The following is a 17,565-nucleotide window of genomic DNA, read 5'->3' on the forward strand; positions in this document are numbered from 1 at the left end:
GTGGTTGAGAAGCGCAACTGTACGAAGGTACAGTGAGCATCGCAGGCCGCAAATTACGACGCGCAGTAGGTTTTGACAGGTGTTCTTATTCGGCGACGGGCGCGCCCACATCGGCATCGTCCGCCAGCGCCAGGTCGCCCCGCTCGAAGGCGGCGAGGATGTCATTCGCGCGCGCCACGTCGTGTTCGCGCACCATCACGCGGGCGCCGCCGATGGCGGCCGCCAGCAGCATGTCGGCCTGCATGTGCTGGTCATCCGTCAGCAGCACGTCGATGCCGGCGGCGGCCAGGCAGCCGCGGATGACGTGCGCATCCGTGGGGATCATCAGCCGGGCAATTAAAACGTAGTCGTCGTGCATGGTGCCTCCTGGCAAGGTGGATTCATCCCCATCTTAGCACCGGGCTAGTCCTTACAGCTTGAACACGCCCACCACCTGGTTCAGTTCCTGCGCCTGCTCCTGCAAGGCGTCGGCCGCCGCGGCCGCTTCTTCCACCAGGGCCGCGTTCTGCTGGGTCACCTGGTCCATCTGGGCGATGGCCTGGTTGACTTGCTCGATGCCGCTGCGCTGCTCTTCGCTCGCCTGCGCGATTTCGGCCATGATGGTGCTCACTTGCTGCACGCTGGCCACCACCGTGTCCATGGTGGCGCTGGCCTGGCTCACTTGCGCATGGCCCAGGTCCACCGTGCTGGCGGACGCCTGGATCAAATCCTTGATATCTTTCGCCGCTGCCGTCGAGCGCTGCGCCAGGGTGCGCACTTCCGTGGCGACGACGGCAAAGCCGCGTCCCTGTTCACCGGCGCGTGCCGCTTCCACAGCCGCGTTCAAGGCCAGGATATTCGTCTGGAAGGCGATGCCGTCGATGACGCCGATGATGTCGGCGATCTTGCCCGACGAGCTGCGGATGGCGTCCATGGTGCTGGCCACCTGCGCCACGGCCGCGCCGCCTGCCGCTGCCAGGCTGGACGAGTCATGCGCCAGCCGGCTTGCCTGTTGCGCGTGATCAACGTTCTGGCGCACGGTGGAGCTCAGTTCTTCCATCGAGGCGGCCGTTTCTTCCAGCGAGCTGGCTTGCTGCTCCGTGCGGCTCGACAAATCCAGGTTGCCGCTGGCGATTTCACCGGACGCCGTGGCGATCTGCCCGGCGCTGCCGCGTACATTGCTGACCACTTGCGACAGGTTGTCGCTGATGCGGTTCATGGCGAGCAGCAGGCGGCCGATTTCGTCCAGGCTGCTGGTATCGAGGTGCACCGTCAGGTCGCCGGCGGCGATTTGCGCGGCGGCCGTTTCGGCGGCGGCCAGCGGGCGCGACACGAGGGTGCGCACCAGCCAGTACAGCAGCAGGGCGAAGACAAGCAGGGCGATGAAGCCGGAAATGGCCAGCTGGTTGCGCATCTGGCGCGCTTCCAGGGTGATTTCATCCGTGAACGTGCCGCCCGCGATGATCCACTGCCAATCCTTGAATTGACGGTAAAACAGCTGCTTTTCGCGCGCGCTGGCACTCGTTTCGCCCGGCGCCGTCCACGTGTAGCGCATGGCGCCATCCTTTTGCGCCAGCATTTCCTGGATGAACAATCGGCCGTCGCTGGCCTTGAACTCGAGCGCGCTCTTGCCTTCGCTGTTCGGGTGCAGCACCAGGTGGCCGTAATTGGCGCCGGGCGCCGTGTCGACGATATAGATGTAACCCGTCTGGCCGATCTTGACCTGGCGAATCTTCTCTTTCAGCATGGCCAGATTCTTGCTGATATCGAGGCCGATGAACAGCACGCCCACCACCTTGCCGCCCGCATCGCGCACGGGGTCGTATTGCGTGATGTATTGCTTGCCAAACAGGGTTGCCATGCCAACGAAGCGCTGGCCGGCGCGCAGCGGCGCATAGCTGGGATGGTTATGGTCGAGCTGGGTGCCGACGGCCCGTTCGCCATCCTGTTTTTTCAGCGAAGTGCTGATGCGCACGAATTCATCGCCGTTGGCGGCGAAGATGGTGGCGATCACGCCCGTCTGGGCCGTGTAGCGGTCGACCAGGGACGTGTCGAGGTTGAGCACCCTGTTGCCGTTGGCCAGGGCCGGCGTGGCCTTGCCGGCCACGGCCACCATGGCGCCCGTATCGATCGAGAACGGGCCGGGAAATTCGGCCGCGAACAGGCGGGCAAAGCTGGCCGCCTCGTTGACCATGGCGGTATGAAATACTTCCGTGGTCGTCATGACGCTATTGAGTTCGCTGGTGACGGCCGCTTCGGCGCGCTGTTCCAGGGCATTGGAGGTGCGGATGCTGGTCAAGGCCGTCAGGCTGGCGAGGATCAGGCTGACCAGCGCAAACGTGAAGACGGTAATCTTGCCGCCGACACTCCAGTGGCGGGGGGAGAAGGAAATTGTAGGCATAGTGTGAGTCTGGCAAAGGGTAATCAGCTCGGCCATTCCTGGTCATGACATGACACGCGGGGAGGGGATCTGGTGGGGAATGCGCTTGAAACGGAGGCGCGCAGGCTGTCGGGCCGCGCACAGGCAAGCTGAATTTCAGGGCGCGATGATAGCATGTTGCTTGTGTTTTGTTACTAAGTGTTTCCCGCAGGAATCATTTCTTTTGCGTAAAAACATCACCTGCATCAAGGATTGCAAAGACTGACTATTGACTTTTTTGATTTCAATAATGAATGTTTCTGTTCGTCACTGGCGGATGATGTGATTTTTGTCACGAATGTTTCACTTTGTAATGAATGACACGCTGCCTTTAATCCGCGTTTAAGCTTCCAGGAAGAAACTGATATTCCATGGGAGACTGCCAGGCCGTATCCTGTAGAATAATATGCAGACCAGTCGTGTATTCCCCTTACTGTCTTGCTGGCTGGCGCATGCCTATCTGCGCCGCCTGGAATTGATTCAACTAATTTTCGGAGAAGCCGATGAAGAAGCAAATGATGCTGGTCACCCTGGTGCTTGCCCTGTCAGCCCACGCTGGCGCAGCCCAGACGGACAAGAGCGCCGCTCCTCCGCTACCCATGAAGCCGCTGGCCCAGCAAACGCAGGCCGCCTTGTGGGCATCGCGCGTATTGACACGCGTCCATTACAAGGCCATGCCGCTCGACGACGCCATGTCGGAGAAAATCTTCGATCGCTACTTCAAGTCCCTGGACGCGGAAAAACTGTTTTTCGTGCAAGCCGACGTCGACCGTTTCGCGCCGCTGCGCACCAAGCTCGATGACGCCATCATCAATGAAGACTTGACGGCGCCGTTTGCCATCTACAACCTGTACCAGCAGCGTTTCGACGAGCGCATGGCGTATGCGCGTGAATTGCTGAAAACCAAGTTCGACTTCACGGCCGACGAGAGTTACCAGCTCGACCGCGAAAAGGCTGCTTGGCCGAAGAATGACGAGGAAGTGCGCGACCTGTGGCGCAAGCGTGTCAAGAACGACTGGCTGCGCCTGAAACTGGCGGGCAAGGAAGACAAGGCCATCCGCGAGACCCTGGACAAGCGCTATGAAAGCTACACGACCCGTTCGCGCAAGCTCAACAGCGAAGACGTGTTCCAGATTTTCATGAATTCGTACGCCATGTCGATCGAGCCGCATACCAATTACCTGGGCCCGCGCGCGTCGGACAACTTCGACATCGCCATGCGGCTGTCGCTCGAAGGCATCGGCGCCGTGCTGCAGACGCGCGACGAATACACGGTGGTGCGCGAAGTCGTGCCGGGCAGCCCGGCCGGCCTGTCGGGCAAGCTGAAAGTGGGCGACCGCATCGTCGGCGTGGGGCAGGGCGAAAGCGGCCCCATCACCGAAGTGCTGGGCATGCGCATCGACGACGTGGTGCAGCTGATCCGCGGCGCCAAGGATTCCGTGGTGCGCCTCGACATCCTGCCGGCCGACGCCGGCCCGGACGCCAAGCACGTGGTCTTGCCGCTGGTGCGCAAGAAAATCAGCATGGAAGAGCAGGCGGCGAAGAAATCGATCATCGAAGTGCGCGACAACGGCGTCAAGCGCCGCATCGGCGTCATTTCCCTGCCGACGTTCTACCAGGACTTCGAAGCGCGCCGCCGCGGCGACAAGGACTTCAAAAGCGCCACACGCGACGTCAGCCGCTTGCTGGCCGAGTTGAAGAAAGACAAGGTCGACAACGTCCTGATCGACTTGCGCAACAACGGCGGCGGTTCGCTGAACGAAGCCGTCGAACTGACGGGCCTGTTCATCGACAAGGGCCCTGTCGTGATGCAGCGCAATGCCGAAGGCAAGGTCGAAGTGGAAAGCGATACGAATGCCGGCCTGGCCTGGGATGGCCCGATGGGCGTGCTGATCAACCGCGGCTCGGCTTCCGCTTCCGAGATTTTCGCCGCCGCCGTGCAGGACTATGGCCGTGGCGTCATCATCGGCGAAGGCAGCTTCGGCAAGGGCACGGTGCAGACCTTGTTCAACCTTGACCGTTTCGGCGGCAGCGAGAAAGCCCGTTTCGGCGAGCTGAAAATGACCATCGCCCAGTTCTTCCGCATCAATGGCGGCACCACGCAGTTGCGCGGCGTCACGCCAGACATCAAGCTGCCAGCCATGTCGGACGCGGAAAACTTCGGCGAGTCGAGCTATGACAATGCCCTGCCATGGGTCGCGATCAAGCCGGCGTCCTACATACCGACGGGCGACCTGAAGGAGATCGTGCCGCTGCTGGACAAGAAACATGATGCGCGCGTGGCCAAGGACAAGGATTTCCAGTACTTGCTCGATGACATAGCTCTCGTCGTCAAGCAGCGCAAGGAAAATCAGATTTCGCTCAATGAAACCGTGCGCCGCAAGGAGCGCGATGCCCAGGAAGCGCGCGCCAAGGCCCGTGAAAAACGCCTGATCGCGCAGATTTCGAACCCTGCCGACGACCTGGTGGTCATTCCCGATCCGAAGGACGTGCTGAAGGGCGCGAAAGCGGCCAACAAGACGGCCAAGCAGATCGCCGCCGTGAAGGGCGCCTTGCGCACGGACGACGGCTTGCAGGGTGACGAACGGGCGCTGAGCGCCGAACTGGACGCTGAAACGGCCGCGAAGAGCGCGAAGGACGTGCTGTTGAACGAAGCAGCGCGCATCCTGGCCGACGAAGTTGCGCTGATCAAGGCCGATAGCCGCATGGCGTCCAAGGTCTTGCCATATGGCGCGGACAGCAAGGCGACGCCGGTGACGGCAGCGAAATAAGGCTTGTGGTTGCGTAAGAAGCCGGTTCCTTGCGGAGCCGGCTTTTTTTTGCGCCATCAGTTATCTGTCTGGCGTATTTCTATCATTCCAACAATCAATTGGATTGATATGCCGCGACGCAGCATAATGCACTCGTCTCCTCTATTCTCCTCCAAGAAAATAGATTCAGCCCGCTCCCGCAGCGGGCTTTTTTTTTGCCTCAGATTTTGTGCGCGGGCAGTTGTACGTCAGGCTGGGCGGCCAGCAGGGCCGTGATCCAGCCCGCAAACGCCTGCAGCTTGGGCGTGGCCAGCCGGCCTTGCGGCGTCAGCAGGGACATGGGCATGGGCGTCGGCGGGTGATCCGCCAGCACGGCCACCAGGGTGCCGCTGTCGAGGTGCGCGCGCACCTGGTACACGGCCGCCTGCGCCAGTCCCAGTCCTTGCAGCGCGCAAGCGACGCTGGCGTCGGCGTCGTTGACGGCGATGGGGCCGGCCATCGGCACGCGCACCACCTCCTTGCCTTGCAGGAAATCCCAGTCGAAGGCGCGTCCCGTGCGGCCCGAGTAATGCATGATGCCCCGGTGCGCGGCCAGGTCGGTCAGGGTGTGCGGCGTGCCGTGCCGCGCCAGGTAGGCGGGTGAGGCGCACGTGACGAAGCGCATCAGGCCGACCTGTTTGCCGATGAAGGCGGAATCTTGCAAGGTGCCCACGCGCAAGGCGCAATCGATGCCTTCCTGCGTCAGGTCGACCAGGCGGTCAGTCAGGCTCAGCTGCAGTTGCACGTCCGGCCAGGCGGCGTGGAATTGCGCGATATGGGGCATGACGAGGCGCCGGCCCACCGTGTTGGGCAGGTTGATGCGCAGCAAGCCACGGGGTTTTTTCGCGTCCGGACCGCGGAACGCCAGTTCCGCCGTGTCGACGGCTTTTAAAATATCGAGGCAATGGCGGAAGTACTCGGCCCCTTCCGGCGTCAGGGACAAACGGCGCGTAGTGCGCTGCAGCAGTTGCGTGCCCAGGTAGGCTTCCAGCTTTTGCAGGGTGGCCGTCAGCGCGGCGCGCGGCAAATTCAAGGTTTCGGCCGCCTTGGAAAAACTGTTGGCCTCGACGATGCGCACGAAGGTCTGCATGGCCTTGATCTTGTCCATGGGATAGCCTGTCCTTGTATTGTTCATCTTATGTGAAAAGTGTAGGGCGATTATGCCCTAATTATCTTTGCCCCGGTTTTGCCTAGAATGGCGACATCCCTATCGAACCGAGGAAACAACATGAACAAGGCCTCACCTTCTGCTCCCCACGACATTGCGCCCGCCATGGTGCTGCTGCTGGCCATCGCTTCCGGCCTGATCGTCGCCAATCTGTATTACGCGCAAACCCTCGTCGGGCCCATCAGCGCCTCCACGGGCCTGTCGGCCAAGGCGGCCGGGCTGATCGTCACCCTGACGCAAGTCGGCTATACCCTGGGCCTGCTGTTTGTCGTGCCGCTGGGCGACTTGCTGGAAAACCGCCGCCTGATCGTCACTGCCTTGCTGGTGACGGCCACGGCCCTCGTGGCGGCGGCCCTCTCCACGGGCGCCATCGTGTTCCTGGCCGCCGCGCTGGCCATCGGTCTCGGGTCCGTGGCGGCGCAAGTGATCGTGCCGTTTGCCGCCCACCTGTCGCAGGAAGCGACGCGGGGGCAGACGGTGGGCAAGGTGGTCAGCGGCCTGTTGCTGGGCATCATGCTGGCCCGTCCCGTCGCTTCGCTGGTGGCGGCCCATGCGAGCTGGCACGTGGTGTTTGGCGGCGCCGCCGTGCTGATGGTCTTGCTGGCGCTGGTGCTGCGCCGCGCCTTGCCCGTGCGCCAGCCCGTGTCGAGCATGCGCTATCCGGCCTTGATGGCCTCGCTGTGGCATTTGCTGCTGGGCACGCCCGTGCTGCGCCGCCGCGCCGCCTATCATGCGGGCCTGTTCGGCGCCTTCAGCCTGTTCTGGACCGTCACCCCGCTGGTGCTGTCCAGCCCCGCGTTCGGCCTGTCGCAAACGGGCATCGCCATCTTCGCCCTGGTGGGCATGGCGGGCGCTGTCGCTTCGCCCATCGCCGGCCGCCTGGCCGATGCGGGCCACACCTTGCCGGCCACGGCCGCCGCGCTGGCGCTGGGCGTCGTCGCCTTTGCCTTGCCGATGCTGGCGCCCGAGTCGAAACACGTGGCGCTGGGCTTGCTGGTGGTCGCTTCCATCGTGCTCGACATGGGCGTGGCGGCGAATCTGGTGCTGGGCCAGCGCGCCATCTTCAGCCTGGGCGCGGAAGTGCGCGGCCGCCTGAACGGCCTGTATTTCGCCCTGTTCTTCGCCGGCGGCGCAGCCGGCTCGGCCATCGGCGCCTGGGTGTATGCCAGCTATGGCTGGCAAGCAACTTTGCTGACCGGCATGGCGTTTCCGGGCCTGGCCCTGCTGGTATGGCTGGGAGAATTTCTGCCGCTGGCCGCGCGCCGCACGGCTTGAAACCCTGATGGCGGCTCGTTATCACTAGCGGCTATTTCTATCATCATGAAGATAAAGTGGCGTGATATGCCGCGATGCCGCAAGATGCACTTGTCTCCTCTATCTCCTCCAAGGAAATAGATTCAGCCCGCTTCCGTAGCGGGCTTTTTTTTTGTCTTTGCAGATTAAATCACCACCAGATCGAGCGCGCGCATGAAGTTCGCCGCCTGCGCATGCGTGATGACGGCGCCTTTCAGCAAGGACGCTTCGCTCAATTTGAACCCGTCGATATCGGCGCCGCGCAAGTCCGCGCCCTGGAACTTCGCCAGTTTGATGGTGGCGTTGCGCAGGCTGCCCCCTTCGAAGACGGCGTCGCGGAAGTCGCAGCCGGCCAGGTAGGCGTCGGAAAAGTCCAGCTGTTTGAGTATCGCCTTGCGGAACGAGAAGCCGCGCAGGTCGGCGCCCACCAGCAGGCTGTCTTCGAAGGTGAGGCCCAGGTGGGCCACTTCCTCGAACGAGGCGCCCGTCAGCTTGCAGCCGCGGTAGGTGGCCGAGGCCAGCTTGGCGCGCCGCCATTTTGTGTTGTTCAGGTCGCAGCCTTCGAAGCTGGCGTCGACGGCGTCGACGGATTCGAAATCGGCGCTGCCGGCGCGGCAGCGGCGCCAGGTGCTGCGCGCCAGTTTGCTGGCGAACAGATTGGTGTCGGCAAAGGTGCAGCGTTCAAACGTGCAGCCCTGCAGATCGAGGCGCGACAAGTCTTCGCCGTCGAACGCGCAATCGATGAAGTGGCGCACGGGCAGGGCCAGCTGCTGCTCGATGCCGGCGCGGTCCAGGGTCATGTTGCTTACTGCGGTGTCGTGTGTTGCCATCCGTTTTTATTCCTAATCAAAGCAGGGGAGGGATGGCGCGGCGGGAAAATGCACGAACCAGAACACCTCCCCGGCTGGTGTAACAGCCAAGGGTCAGCGCCGTGGGTCCGCGTGGGCGGGAGCATGCCGGACGGTGCCGGGCACTTACCGGGTTACCAACCGGTGCGCTCATTTTCGATCAGCGCGTATTGTAGCTTGTCCGAATCGGCCTTGCCAGTTCCTGCGAAGCCGGGTTAGTATCGTTGCAGGCGCAGCCACTGCGCCAACGTCGCTCGGACGGATCCGGGCGCTTACGTACAGAGATAACCATGACCGATAGCCAAGCTCCGCGCAGCTTTTCGCGCATCAATCGCCTTCCCCCCTACGTTTTCAATATCACCGCCGAACTCAAGATGGCCGCGCGCCGCCGTGGCGAGGATATCATCGACATGTCGATGGGCAATCCCGATGGCGCCACGCCGGCCCACATCGTGGACAAGCTGGTCGAGACGGTGAAACGGCCCGACACGCACGGCTATTCCGCCTCCAAAGGCATTCCGCGGCTGCGCCGCGCGATTGCCCACTGGTACAAGAAGCGCTACGAGGTCGACATCGACCCGGACAGCGAAGCCATCGTCACCATCGGCTCGAAAGAGGGCCTGGCGCACCTGATGCTGGCGACCTTGGACCGTGGCGACACGGTGCTGGTGCCCAATCCCAGCTACCCGATCCACATCTGGGGCGCCGTCATCGCGGGCGCCGATATCCGCTCCGTGCGCATGGGGCCGGGCGTGGATTTCTTTGCCGAACTGGAACGGGCCATCCGCGAAAGCTACCCGAAACCGAAGATGATGGTGCTGGGCTTCCCGTCCAACCCCACGGCGCAATGCGTGGAGCTGGAATTCTTCGAAAGAGTCGTGGCGCTGGCGAAACAGCACAATATCCTGGTGGTGCATGACCTGGCGTATGCCGACATCACCTTCGACGGCTGGAAGGCGCCGTCCATCATGCAGGTGCCGGGCGCGCGCGACGTGGCCGTCGAATTCTTTACCATGTCGAAAAGCTACAACATGGCGGGCTGGCGCATCGGCTTCATGGTGGGCAATGCGGAGCTGGTGGCGGCCTTGGCGCGCATCAAGAGCTACCACGACTACGGCAGTTTTACTCCAGTGCAAGTGGCGGCCATTGCCGCGCTGGAAGGTGACCAAAGTTGCGTGACGGAAATCTGCGCCCAGTACCAGCGCCGCCGCGACGTGCTGGTGAAAGGCTTGCATGAGGCGGGCTGGATGGTGGAAAAACCGAAGGCTTCGATGTATATCTGGGCGCATATCCCGCAAGCGTATCGCCACCTGGGTTCGCTGGAATTTGCCAAGCTGCTGCTGCAAAAAGCGAAGGTGAGCGTGTCGCCCGGCATCGGTTTCGGCGAATACGGCGATGAATACGTGCGCTTCGCCCTGATCGAAAACGAGGCGCGCGTCCGGCAAGCCTTGCGCGGCATCAAGAATATGTTGCGTTCCGGCGACGCAAAAACGGAAACGGCCACGTAAAAGTTGCCGTATGGAATTGTCTGTTGCCCGTAATATCACTGCCGCGTATTTCTGACATCACGAATATAAAGTGGTTTTATATGCTGCAACGCGGCATCATTCATTTGTCTCCTCTATCTCCTCCAAGGAAATAGATTCAGCCCGCTCCCGCAGCGGGCTTTTTTTTGCCTGTCATTCCGCGCGGCTATGCGTCGCCGGCACCTGTAAACCGCCGTACCGCCACCTCCCACTGCTGCATCAGGCTGGCCGCCTGGTCGCGGCCGATGGCGGGCAGGAACGTCCTGTCGGCGCGCCAGTGCGATGCCAGCTCGTCGACGCCACGGTACTGGCCGATGGCCAGGCCCGCCAGGTAGGCCGCGCCCAGGGCCGTCGTTTCGATCACTTGCGGGCGCACCACGGGGATACCCAGCAGGTCGGCCTGGAATTGCAGCAGCAGGTTGTTGGCGCAGGCGCCGCCGTCCACGCGCAGCTCCGTGATGGGCGCTTGCGCGTCGCGCGTCATGGCGCCCAGCAGGGCGGCGCTCTGGAAGGCGATCGCTTCGAGCGCGGCGCGGGCGATATGGCCCACCGTGCTGCCCCGGCTCAGGCCCAGGATGGCGCCTTTCGCCGAGGGCACCCAGTACGGCGCGCCCAGACCCGTAAACGAGGGCACGAAGACCACGCCGCCGGAATCGGGCACGGAGGCGGCCAGGCCTTCCGCTTCGCCCGCGTGGCCGATGGCACCGAGGCCGTCGCGCAGCCACTGCACCACGGCGCCGCCGATGAAGACGCTGCCTTCGAGCGCATACGCGGGCTGCGCGCCCACCTGGCAGGCGGCCGTGCTGATCAGGCCATGCTGCGATTGCGCGCACTGTTCGCCCGTGTTGAGCAGCAAGAAGCAGCCCGTGCCATAGGTATTCTTGGCCATGCCCGGCGTGAAACAGGTCTGGCCGAACAGCGCCGCCTGCTGGTCGCCGGCGATGCCGCCGATGATGACGGGGCTGCCCAGCACCGCCGCATCCGTTTCGCCATACACGTGGCTCGAAGGGTGGACGGACGGCAGCAGGCTCGCTGGGATGCCCAGCCAGTCGAGCAGCTGGGCATCCCAGCAGCCTTCATGCAGGTTCCACAACATGGTGCGCGAAGCGTTGGTGACGTCGCTCACGTGCAGCCGGCCGCCCGTCATCTGCCATGCGAGCCAGGTATCGATGGTGCCGAAGGCCAGTTCGCCGCGCATGGCCCGCGCGCGGACGCCGGGCACGGCGTCGAGTATCCAGCGCAGCTTGGTGCCGGAAAAATACGGGTCGAGCACCAGGCCCGTCTTTGCGTGGATGGCGCCGGCCAGGCCCCGCGCGCGCAAGTCCTCGCACAGGGCCTCCGTGCGGCGGTCTTGCCAGACGATGGCGTTGTAGACGGGTTCGCCCGTGGCGCGGTCCCATACTACCGTCGTTTCGCGCTGGTTGGTGATGCCCAGCGCACCGAGGGCGTCGGCCTGCAAGCCCGTCTTGGCCAGCACTTCGCGGCAGGTAGCCAGCTGGCTGTGCCAGATTTCCATGGGATCGTGCTCGATCCAGCCCGGCTGCGGGAAGAGCTGGCGAAATTCGCGCTGCGCCACGGCGACGATGGCGCCCGTTTCATCGAAGACCATGCTGCGCGAGCTGGAGGTGCCCTGGTCGAGGGCCAGCAAATACGTCATGCCGCCACCTCTTGCGCCGGATGGGCGGCCAGCCATTGCTGCAGGCGCGCCACGTCGGCCGGCGCGCAGCGCAAACCCAGTTTGCTGCGGCGCCACAGGATGTCGTCGCTGCTCCTGGCCCATTCCACTTCGACCAGATAGCACGCTTCGGCCTCGTACAGGCCGGGCGCCAGTTGCGCGCCCAGGTCGGCCATCGACGTGGCGCCCGTCAGCAGGCGCGCGGCGCGGCTGCCATAGGCGCGCGCATAGCGGCGCGCCAGCGCGGCCGGCAGCCAGGCGTGGTCGCGCTGGAAGCGCGCGAGGAAACCGTCGAAATCATGGCTGTCCACGAGTTGATTCACCTGCTGCAGGTCGCCGCCGGGCAGGGGCGCGTGGGCCGTCCAGGCCGGAGAAGCATTGTCCAGCAGGGGCGCCAGCAGGCCCAGCGCCTCCTCGGCCAGCTTGCGGTAGGTGGTGATCTTGCCGCCCCAGATATTGAGCAGGGGCGCGCCCTTTGCTGCTGCGCCGCGCGCCACTTCCAGCAGGTAGTCGCGCGTGACGGCCGACGCGTTTTGCGCGCTGTCGTCGAGCAGGGGGCGCACGCCGGAATACGTCCACACGACGTCGGCGGGGCCGATTTCGCGCTTGAAATAGCGGTTCGCCGCCTGGCACAGGTAATCGATCTCCGCCTGGCTGATCTTCACCTGGCTCACGTCCCCCTTGTATTCCTCGTCGGTGGTGCCGATCAGGGTAAAGTCATCCTGGTAGGGGATGGCGAAGATGATGCGCTGGTCCGGGTTCTGGAAGATGTAGGCGTTCGGATGCTCGAACAGGCGCGGCACGATGATGTGGCTGCCCTTGATCAGGCGCAACCCCTGCGTCTTGCCGCCGCCGGCCGCGCCGGCAAATTGCGCCGTCCACGGTCCCGCCGCGTTGACGATGGCGCGCGCGCGCAAGCTCTTGCGCTGGCCCCCCTCGGCTTGCAGGGTGGCGTGCCAGGCGTCGCCGTCGCGGCGCGCGTCGACGCAAGCCGTGCGCGTGAGGATATGCGCGCCGTGTTCCTGCGCGTCGAGCGCGTTGAGCACCACCAGGCGCGCATCGTCGACCCAGCCGTCGGAATACACGAAGCCCTTGCGGTAGCCGGCCTTCAGCGGCGCGCCCGCCGCATGGCGGTCCAGCGTGATGCCTTGCGAGGCGGGCAGGAAGGCCCGTTTGGCCAGGTGGTCGTACAGGAACAGGCCCGCGCGTATCATCCAGGCGGGGCGCTGGGCTGCATCGTGCGGCATGACGAAGCGCATCGGCCACATGATGTGCGGCGCGGCGCGCAGCAGCACTTCGCGTTCCTGCAGTGCCTTGCGCACCAGCTTGAATTCATAGTATTCGAGGTAGCGCAGGCCGCCGTGTATCAGCTTGGTGGAGGCGGACGAGGTGTGCTGCGCCAGGTCGTGCTGTTCGCACAGCACCACGCGCAAGCCGCGGCCGGCCGCGTCGCGCGCGATGCCGGCGCCATTGATGCCGCCGCCGACGACCAGCAGGTCGCAGTCGGCGGGCAGGGAGGAAAAGCGGGAAGCGGACATGGAAGGTTCGTCTCGTAAAAAAGGTAAACAGTGAAAAGGCGCCGCCTCAGGCGGCCAGGGCCAGCACGGGCGGCAGCACCAGGGCCAGGCCGGCGATCAGCAGCAGCACGAAGACGGCGCGGCGCACGTGCTCGATGGGCAGGCGTGAAGGGTGGCGGCGCGCCAGCCACGTCAGCCCCGTCACCAGCGGCAAGGCTTCCAGGGTCAGCCACAGTGCCGTCAGGCTGAACTGGCCATGCGCCAGCACGAGGGCCAGGCGCAGCACGGCATTCGCGGCAAACAGCACGATCAGCGAATGGCGGATCATGTCGGCCGGCCATGGCTGGCGGTACAGGTGGTAGACCATGGGCGGACCGGCGCTGGCGAACAGGCCGCCCATCACGCCGGACACGCCGCTGAAGAACAGGAAGGCCGACAGGCCGGATGGCCGCGCCCGCGCGCTGGCGCGCAGCACCAGCATGCATGCGCAGACGACGATGGCGCAGCCGAGCAGGAAGCGCAGCAGGGTCACCTGTTGCGCGCTGAACCAGCCCAGCAGGGCCACGCCCGCGCCCACGCCCAGCAGGCTGACGGCCAGCGAAGGGCCGAACACGGGCCAGGCCAACTGCGGGCGCGTGCGGCCAAAGGTGATGGCCGCATTCACAAGCACCAGCACGCTGACCACGTTGGCCACGTCGCCCAGGCTGGCCAGGTGCAGCACGGCCGTCAGGCCCAGCAGGATCAGGCCGAAAGCAAAGCCCGTCAGGTTCTGCGCGACGCTGGCCAGCGCCACGCAGGCCAGGAACAGCAAGTGCGACGCCACGCTCATGCCATGCTCATTTCGCCAGCGACAGGAAGAAATCCTGCTGTGCGCAACCGCGCCGCACGAAGACGGGCGGCTGGCCCAGGGGAGCGTCGACTTCCACGCGCTGGCCGCCTTCGAAGACGGCGCCGCTCCACAGGTGGACCCAGGCGTCGCCCTGCGGCAGGTAGGCGCTCCAGCGCGCAGCGTCCGCCGCATGCACGGGCGCCACCAGCAGGTCGGGACCGAACAGGTACTGGTCCTGGATGGCGTAGGTGGCGCGGTCGTGTTCATAGTGCAGGAACAGGGGGCGCTGCAGCGGCAGGCCGCGCGCCACGGCATCTTCGGCCAGGGCGCGGATGGTGGGCGCCAGCGCCACGTGCAGCCGCGTCATGCGGGCGAAGTGCTGGAACACCTGCTCATCCTGGTAAAACTGGAAGTTTTCGTCCGGGCGGTTGCCTTCGTGCGTGCGCATCATCGATGTGAAGACGGCCATCTCCGTCCAGCGCTGAAACAGTTCGGCCGTGCGCAGGTTGCCGAACAGGCTGGTATAGCCGCCGATGTCGCTGTGGTGGTAGGCGTTGCCCAGCAAGCCGGACGACAGGGCGCCGCAAATCACCGTCTGCAAGCCGTCGTGGCGGCTGAAGTCGACCGACTGGTCGCCCGCCCACAACAGCGGGCAGTGCGCCTGCACGCCCGTGTAGCCGGCGCGCATGAAGAAGGTGGCCTCGCCCGTCTTGCCGGCTGCTTCGATGGCGCGCGCATTGACTTCGGCCCACAGGGTCGGCCAGGCGTTGTGCATCAGGCGCGCATCGACGCCATTGTGCAGGCGCAGGTCGATCGGCAGGTATTCGCCGAAATCGGCCATCCAGCCGGACAGGCCGAAATCGAGCATTTCCTGGCGCAGGATGCGTTCCTCGAACCATTGCGCGGCGGCCGGGTTGGTGAAGTCGACGACGCCGCAATCGAATTCGCCGAAGTCCACCAGGTAGGCGCCGCCATCGATGGCCGTGGCCAAAAAGCCCTGCTGCAGCGCTTCCTGGTACAGGGTGCCGTCGTTGCATAAATACGGATTGACGTAGCCGAGGAAGCGGATGTCCTGTCTGGCCAGGTCCGCGATCCAGTTTTTCAGGTCCGGATAGCGCTGCGGCTGCCAGCGCCAGTCCCAGAACAAACGCTTGCCGAACGACGTCTGGCGCAAGCCCACCCAGTCTTCGCACCACAGGGCGCTGACGGGCAAGCCGTGTTCCTGCGCCTGCGCGAGGATGGTGCGGGCATGCTCTTCGCCGCCTTTCAGGCCCAGCATGGCGCCATTTTGCAGCCAGGCGGGCAATTGCGGCTGGCGGCCGAAGCGTTGCGAGACGACGCCGACCAGGTCGACGAAGGAGTCGGCCAGCATGAATTCCAGGCGCTCGGGCATGGCCCAGAATTGCAGCTCGTGGAAGTCCGGCTGGCGGAAATCGAAGTCCGCATACGCCGTCGTCTCGGCATGCAGGCAGTAGCGCTGCGACGAGATGAAGCTCGGTTGCGGATAATTCGTGTGATAGTAGTCGCCGCCCGATTTCGACGTCACGTCCGCCTGCCACGTCAAATGGGTCGACTTGTCGCGGCCCACGCCCGGCTCCGACGTCCACAGGGGGAAGTGGCGGCCGCGCAGGTCGAAGTACGACATCTGCTCGCCGCAGCCCCATACATGCTCGTCCTGTTCTGCTGGCAGGCGCAGCCACAGCCGGTTCCAGCCCGGCGCCGCGTAGCGCACCACCAGGTGCACGCCATGCGGCGCCGCTTGCACGGCCAGCACCAGCTGCGGCGTGTCGCCCGCATGGCGCGCAAAGCTCAGGGTGGCGCTGTCGCCGCCCTGCGTGACGGCCAGCGCGCGCAGGGCGCTGCGCTCCTCGACGTAATCTTCGATTTCGAAGTTACCTCGGTACATTTCCATGCTTTCGCGGCCCTGGCCGACGAACACGCATGGCGCATCGGCGCCGTGGCGCAGCAGCAAGCGGCCGGCGCAGCGCAGGGCGACGCTGTCATTTTCCTGGTGTAGTGTGTACTGCATGACGATCAACTCCTGTGAAAACCGGCCGCCCGCATGGTGGGTGTGGGGCGGGCCGGCGGTGCCTCAACAAATAAGCACTGAATTAAAAGACGAGGAACATGCCGGCGGTCAGCTCGACGGGGCTGTAGCCGAAGTAGTTATTGTCCCCCCGGAACTGCAATACGCCCAGCTTGGCGTGGCTGTTGTTGGCGATGCGCGTGGCGTACGCGTAGAACGACAGGGTCGGCTGGAAGTTGTACAGGTAGCCCAGCGAGTAGGCCGTCGACGTGGGCTTGCCCACGCCATCGCCCGTGTTGGTGCCGAAAGCGCCCTTGGCGTTGGCGCCGTCATAGCTGATGTGCGCCAGGCTGCCCTCGATGCGGTGCTTGCCGAGGTCGTAGGCGCCCGAGACGCCGAAAGCGTCGGCCGCATAGCCGCCCGCGTTCGACACGCGGTAGGAGGTGTAGGAGCCGCCCAAGGTAAAATCGTTCCACTTGTAGCGCGCGCCGACGATGTCCGTGACCTGGTTGCGCTTGAGGAAGTTCGGCGTGCCCCCCGTGCTGATGTCGTTGCTTTGCAGGTAATCCATGTGCGCATAGCCGAGGAACAGATCGCCCTTCTTGTACAGCACGTTGGCGGCCCAGCTGCGGCCATCGTTTTCCAGGTCGGTGGCGGAAGACGCCTGCTGGCCGGCCGAATACGAGACTTCCGCAGAAATGTTGTTCCAGGTGGGGCTGCGGTAGCGCAGCGCATTGCCGTAGAACAAGGCCGTGCCCGAGTTGTTGCCGGCCAAACTCGTCGTCTTGCTGGCGTTGTTTGTCACGGGGTCCTTCAGGTAGCGGCCCAGGGATTCGGGGCGCGTGAGCGAGAACAGGGCGCTGAAGTCGTTGGCGCCGTAATTGTGCGCCGAGGCCAGGTCGGCGCCCAGCGAGACCCAGAACGGCGCCATGTACATGGTGCCGCCTTCGATCGAGCCCCAGGTGGTCGAGGCAAAGCCGACGGTGGAGCCCCGGTTGAACAGCACGGATGAGGTGGTGTTGTTTTGCGTGCCGCCGCCCGCATTGCCGTTGAACAAGTTCAAGCCCGTCTCGACGCCGAAGATGGCCTTGTACTCATCGCTGAAGACCCAGGCGCCCGTGAGGCCCAGGCGGCTGGCCATCTCGCCCTGGTTCAGGCGGTGGTTGGTCAGCTGGCGCCCGCTGGCATCCTTGCCGCGCGACACCGTATAGCCGATGTCGCCACGGCCGTACAGTTTCCAGTTGAAGCCGGTGGCGGGCTGCATGGGGGCCGCCGCCGACGTTGCCGGTGCGGCCGCCATCGCCGCCGCCGGTGCGGGCTGGGCCGCTTTCGCTTCCATCTGCGCCACCCGGTCCTGCAACTGCGCCAGCATGGCCTTCATGTCGCTGAGCTCGTCAGCGCGTGCGTTAGCGCTAACAAATGGCGCCGCGAGAAGCACGCCGGTGATGGCCGCGGCCAGGGTGGTCTTGCGGAATGTCGTTTGCATGATCTTGTCT

12 protein-coding genes are annotated in these 17,565 nt (G+C 64.5%); 3 read left to right on the forward strand and 9 right to left on the reverse strand.

What is annotated here, in order from left to right; translation table 11 throughout:
- Positions 1-85: 85 nt before the first annotated feature.
- Both OX460_RS02245 and OX460_RS02250 read right to left on the reverse strand, forming a co-directional pair.
- Complete coding sequence (locus OX460_RS02245; RefSeq protein ID WP_099667473.1) at positions 86-358, reverse strand: DUF2007 domain-containing protein; 273 nt, start codon at positions 356-358, stop codon at positions 86-88.
- 51 nt (positions 359-409) lie between these two features.
- On the reverse strand, positions 410-2,380 hold the full coding sequence (locus tag OX460_RS02250; RefSeq protein ID WP_289897494.1) for a methyl-accepting chemotaxis protein: 1,971 nt from the start codon (positions 2,378-2,380) through the stop codon (positions 410-412).
- 521 nt (positions 2,381-2,901) lie between these two features.
- On the opposite strand from OX460_RS02250, the gene OX460_RS02255 reads away from it, so the two are divergent.
- Positions 2,902-5,169, forward strand: coding sequence for a carboxy terminal-processing peptidase (locus tag OX460_RS02255; RefSeq protein ID WP_289897495.1), 2,268 nt, complete (start codon positions 2,902-2,904; stop codon positions 5,167-5,169).
- A gap of 199 nt (positions 5,170-5,368) precedes the next feature.
- Here OX460_RS02255 and OX460_RS02260 read toward each other — a convergent pair whose 3' ends face one another.
- Positions 5,369-6,295: a LysR family transcriptional regulator gene (locus OX460_RS02260; RefSeq protein WP_289897496.1), complete on the reverse strand. Its 927-nt coding sequence runs from the start codon at positions 6,293-6,295 to the stop codon at positions 5,369-5,371.
- A gap of 120 nt (positions 6,296-6,415) precedes the next feature.
- On the opposite strand from OX460_RS02260, the gene OX460_RS02265 reads away from it, so the two are divergent.
- On the forward strand, positions 6,416-7,630 hold the full coding sequence (locus tag OX460_RS02265; RefSeq protein WP_251348267.1) for an MFS transporter: 1,215 nt from the start codon (positions 6,416-6,418) through the stop codon (positions 7,628-7,630).
- Between the two features lie 164 nt (positions 7,631-7,794).
- Here the strand turns inward: OX460_RS02265 and OX460_RS02270 are convergent, their stop codons facing one another.
- A complete protein-coding gene (locus OX460_RS02270) occupies positions 7,795-8,478 on the reverse strand; it encodes a pentapeptide repeat-containing protein (protein ID WP_257218975.1) in 684 nt (227 codons plus the stop codon).
- A 308-nt stretch (positions 8,479-8,786) separates the two neighbouring features.
- On the opposite strand from OX460_RS02270, the gene alaC reads away from it, so the two are divergent.
- On the forward strand, positions 8,787-10,004 hold the full coding sequence (gene alaC, locus OX460_RS02275) for an alanine transaminase (protein WP_289897497.1): 1,218 nt from the start codon (positions 8,787-8,789) through the stop codon (positions 10,002-10,004).
- Positions 10,005-10,188: 184 nt separating this feature from the next.
- Here the strand turns inward: alaC and glpK are convergent, their stop codons facing one another.
- From glpK to OX460_RS02300, 5 genes are all read right to left on the reverse strand, one after another.
- Positions 10,189-11,679 (reverse strand): glycerol kinase GlpK, encoded by a 1,491-nt coding sequence (glpK, locus tag OX460_RS02280; RefSeq protein ID WP_289897498.1) that lies wholly within the window; start codon positions 11,677-11,679, stop codon positions 10,189-10,191.
- Complete coding sequence (gene glpD / locus OX460_RS02285) at positions 11,676-13,235, reverse strand: glycerol-3-phosphate dehydrogenase (RefSeq protein ID WP_289897499.1); 1,560 nt, start codon at positions 13,233-13,235, stop codon at positions 11,676-11,678. Before glpD ends, glpK begins: the two co-directional genes overlap by 4 nt.
- A 46-nt stretch (positions 13,236-13,281) precedes the next feature.
- On the reverse strand, positions 13,282-14,043 hold the full coding sequence (locus OX460_RS02290) for a TSUP family transporter (protein WP_289897500.1): 762 nt from the start codon (positions 14,041-14,043) through the stop codon (positions 13,282-13,284).
- Positions 14,044-14,050: 7 nt separating this feature from the next.
- Entirely contained in the window at positions 14,051-16,072 is a 2,022-nt protein-coding gene (locus tag OX460_RS02295) for an alpha-glucosidase (RefSeq protein WP_289897501.1), read from the reverse strand.
- A gap of 82 nt (positions 16,073-16,154) precedes the next feature.
- Complete coding sequence (locus OX460_RS02300) at positions 16,155-17,555, reverse strand: porin (RefSeq protein WP_289897502.1); 1,401 nt, start codon at positions 17,553-17,555, stop codon at positions 16,155-16,157.
- Between the last annotated feature and the right edge of the window lie 10 nt (positions 17,556-17,565).

Origin of the sequence: Janthinobacterium sp. SUN033, assembly GCF_030397595.1 — a bacterium.
GTDB lineage: Bacteria > Pseudomonadota > Gammaproteobacteria > Burkholderiales > Burkholderiaceae_D > Janthinobacterium > Janthinobacterium kumbetense.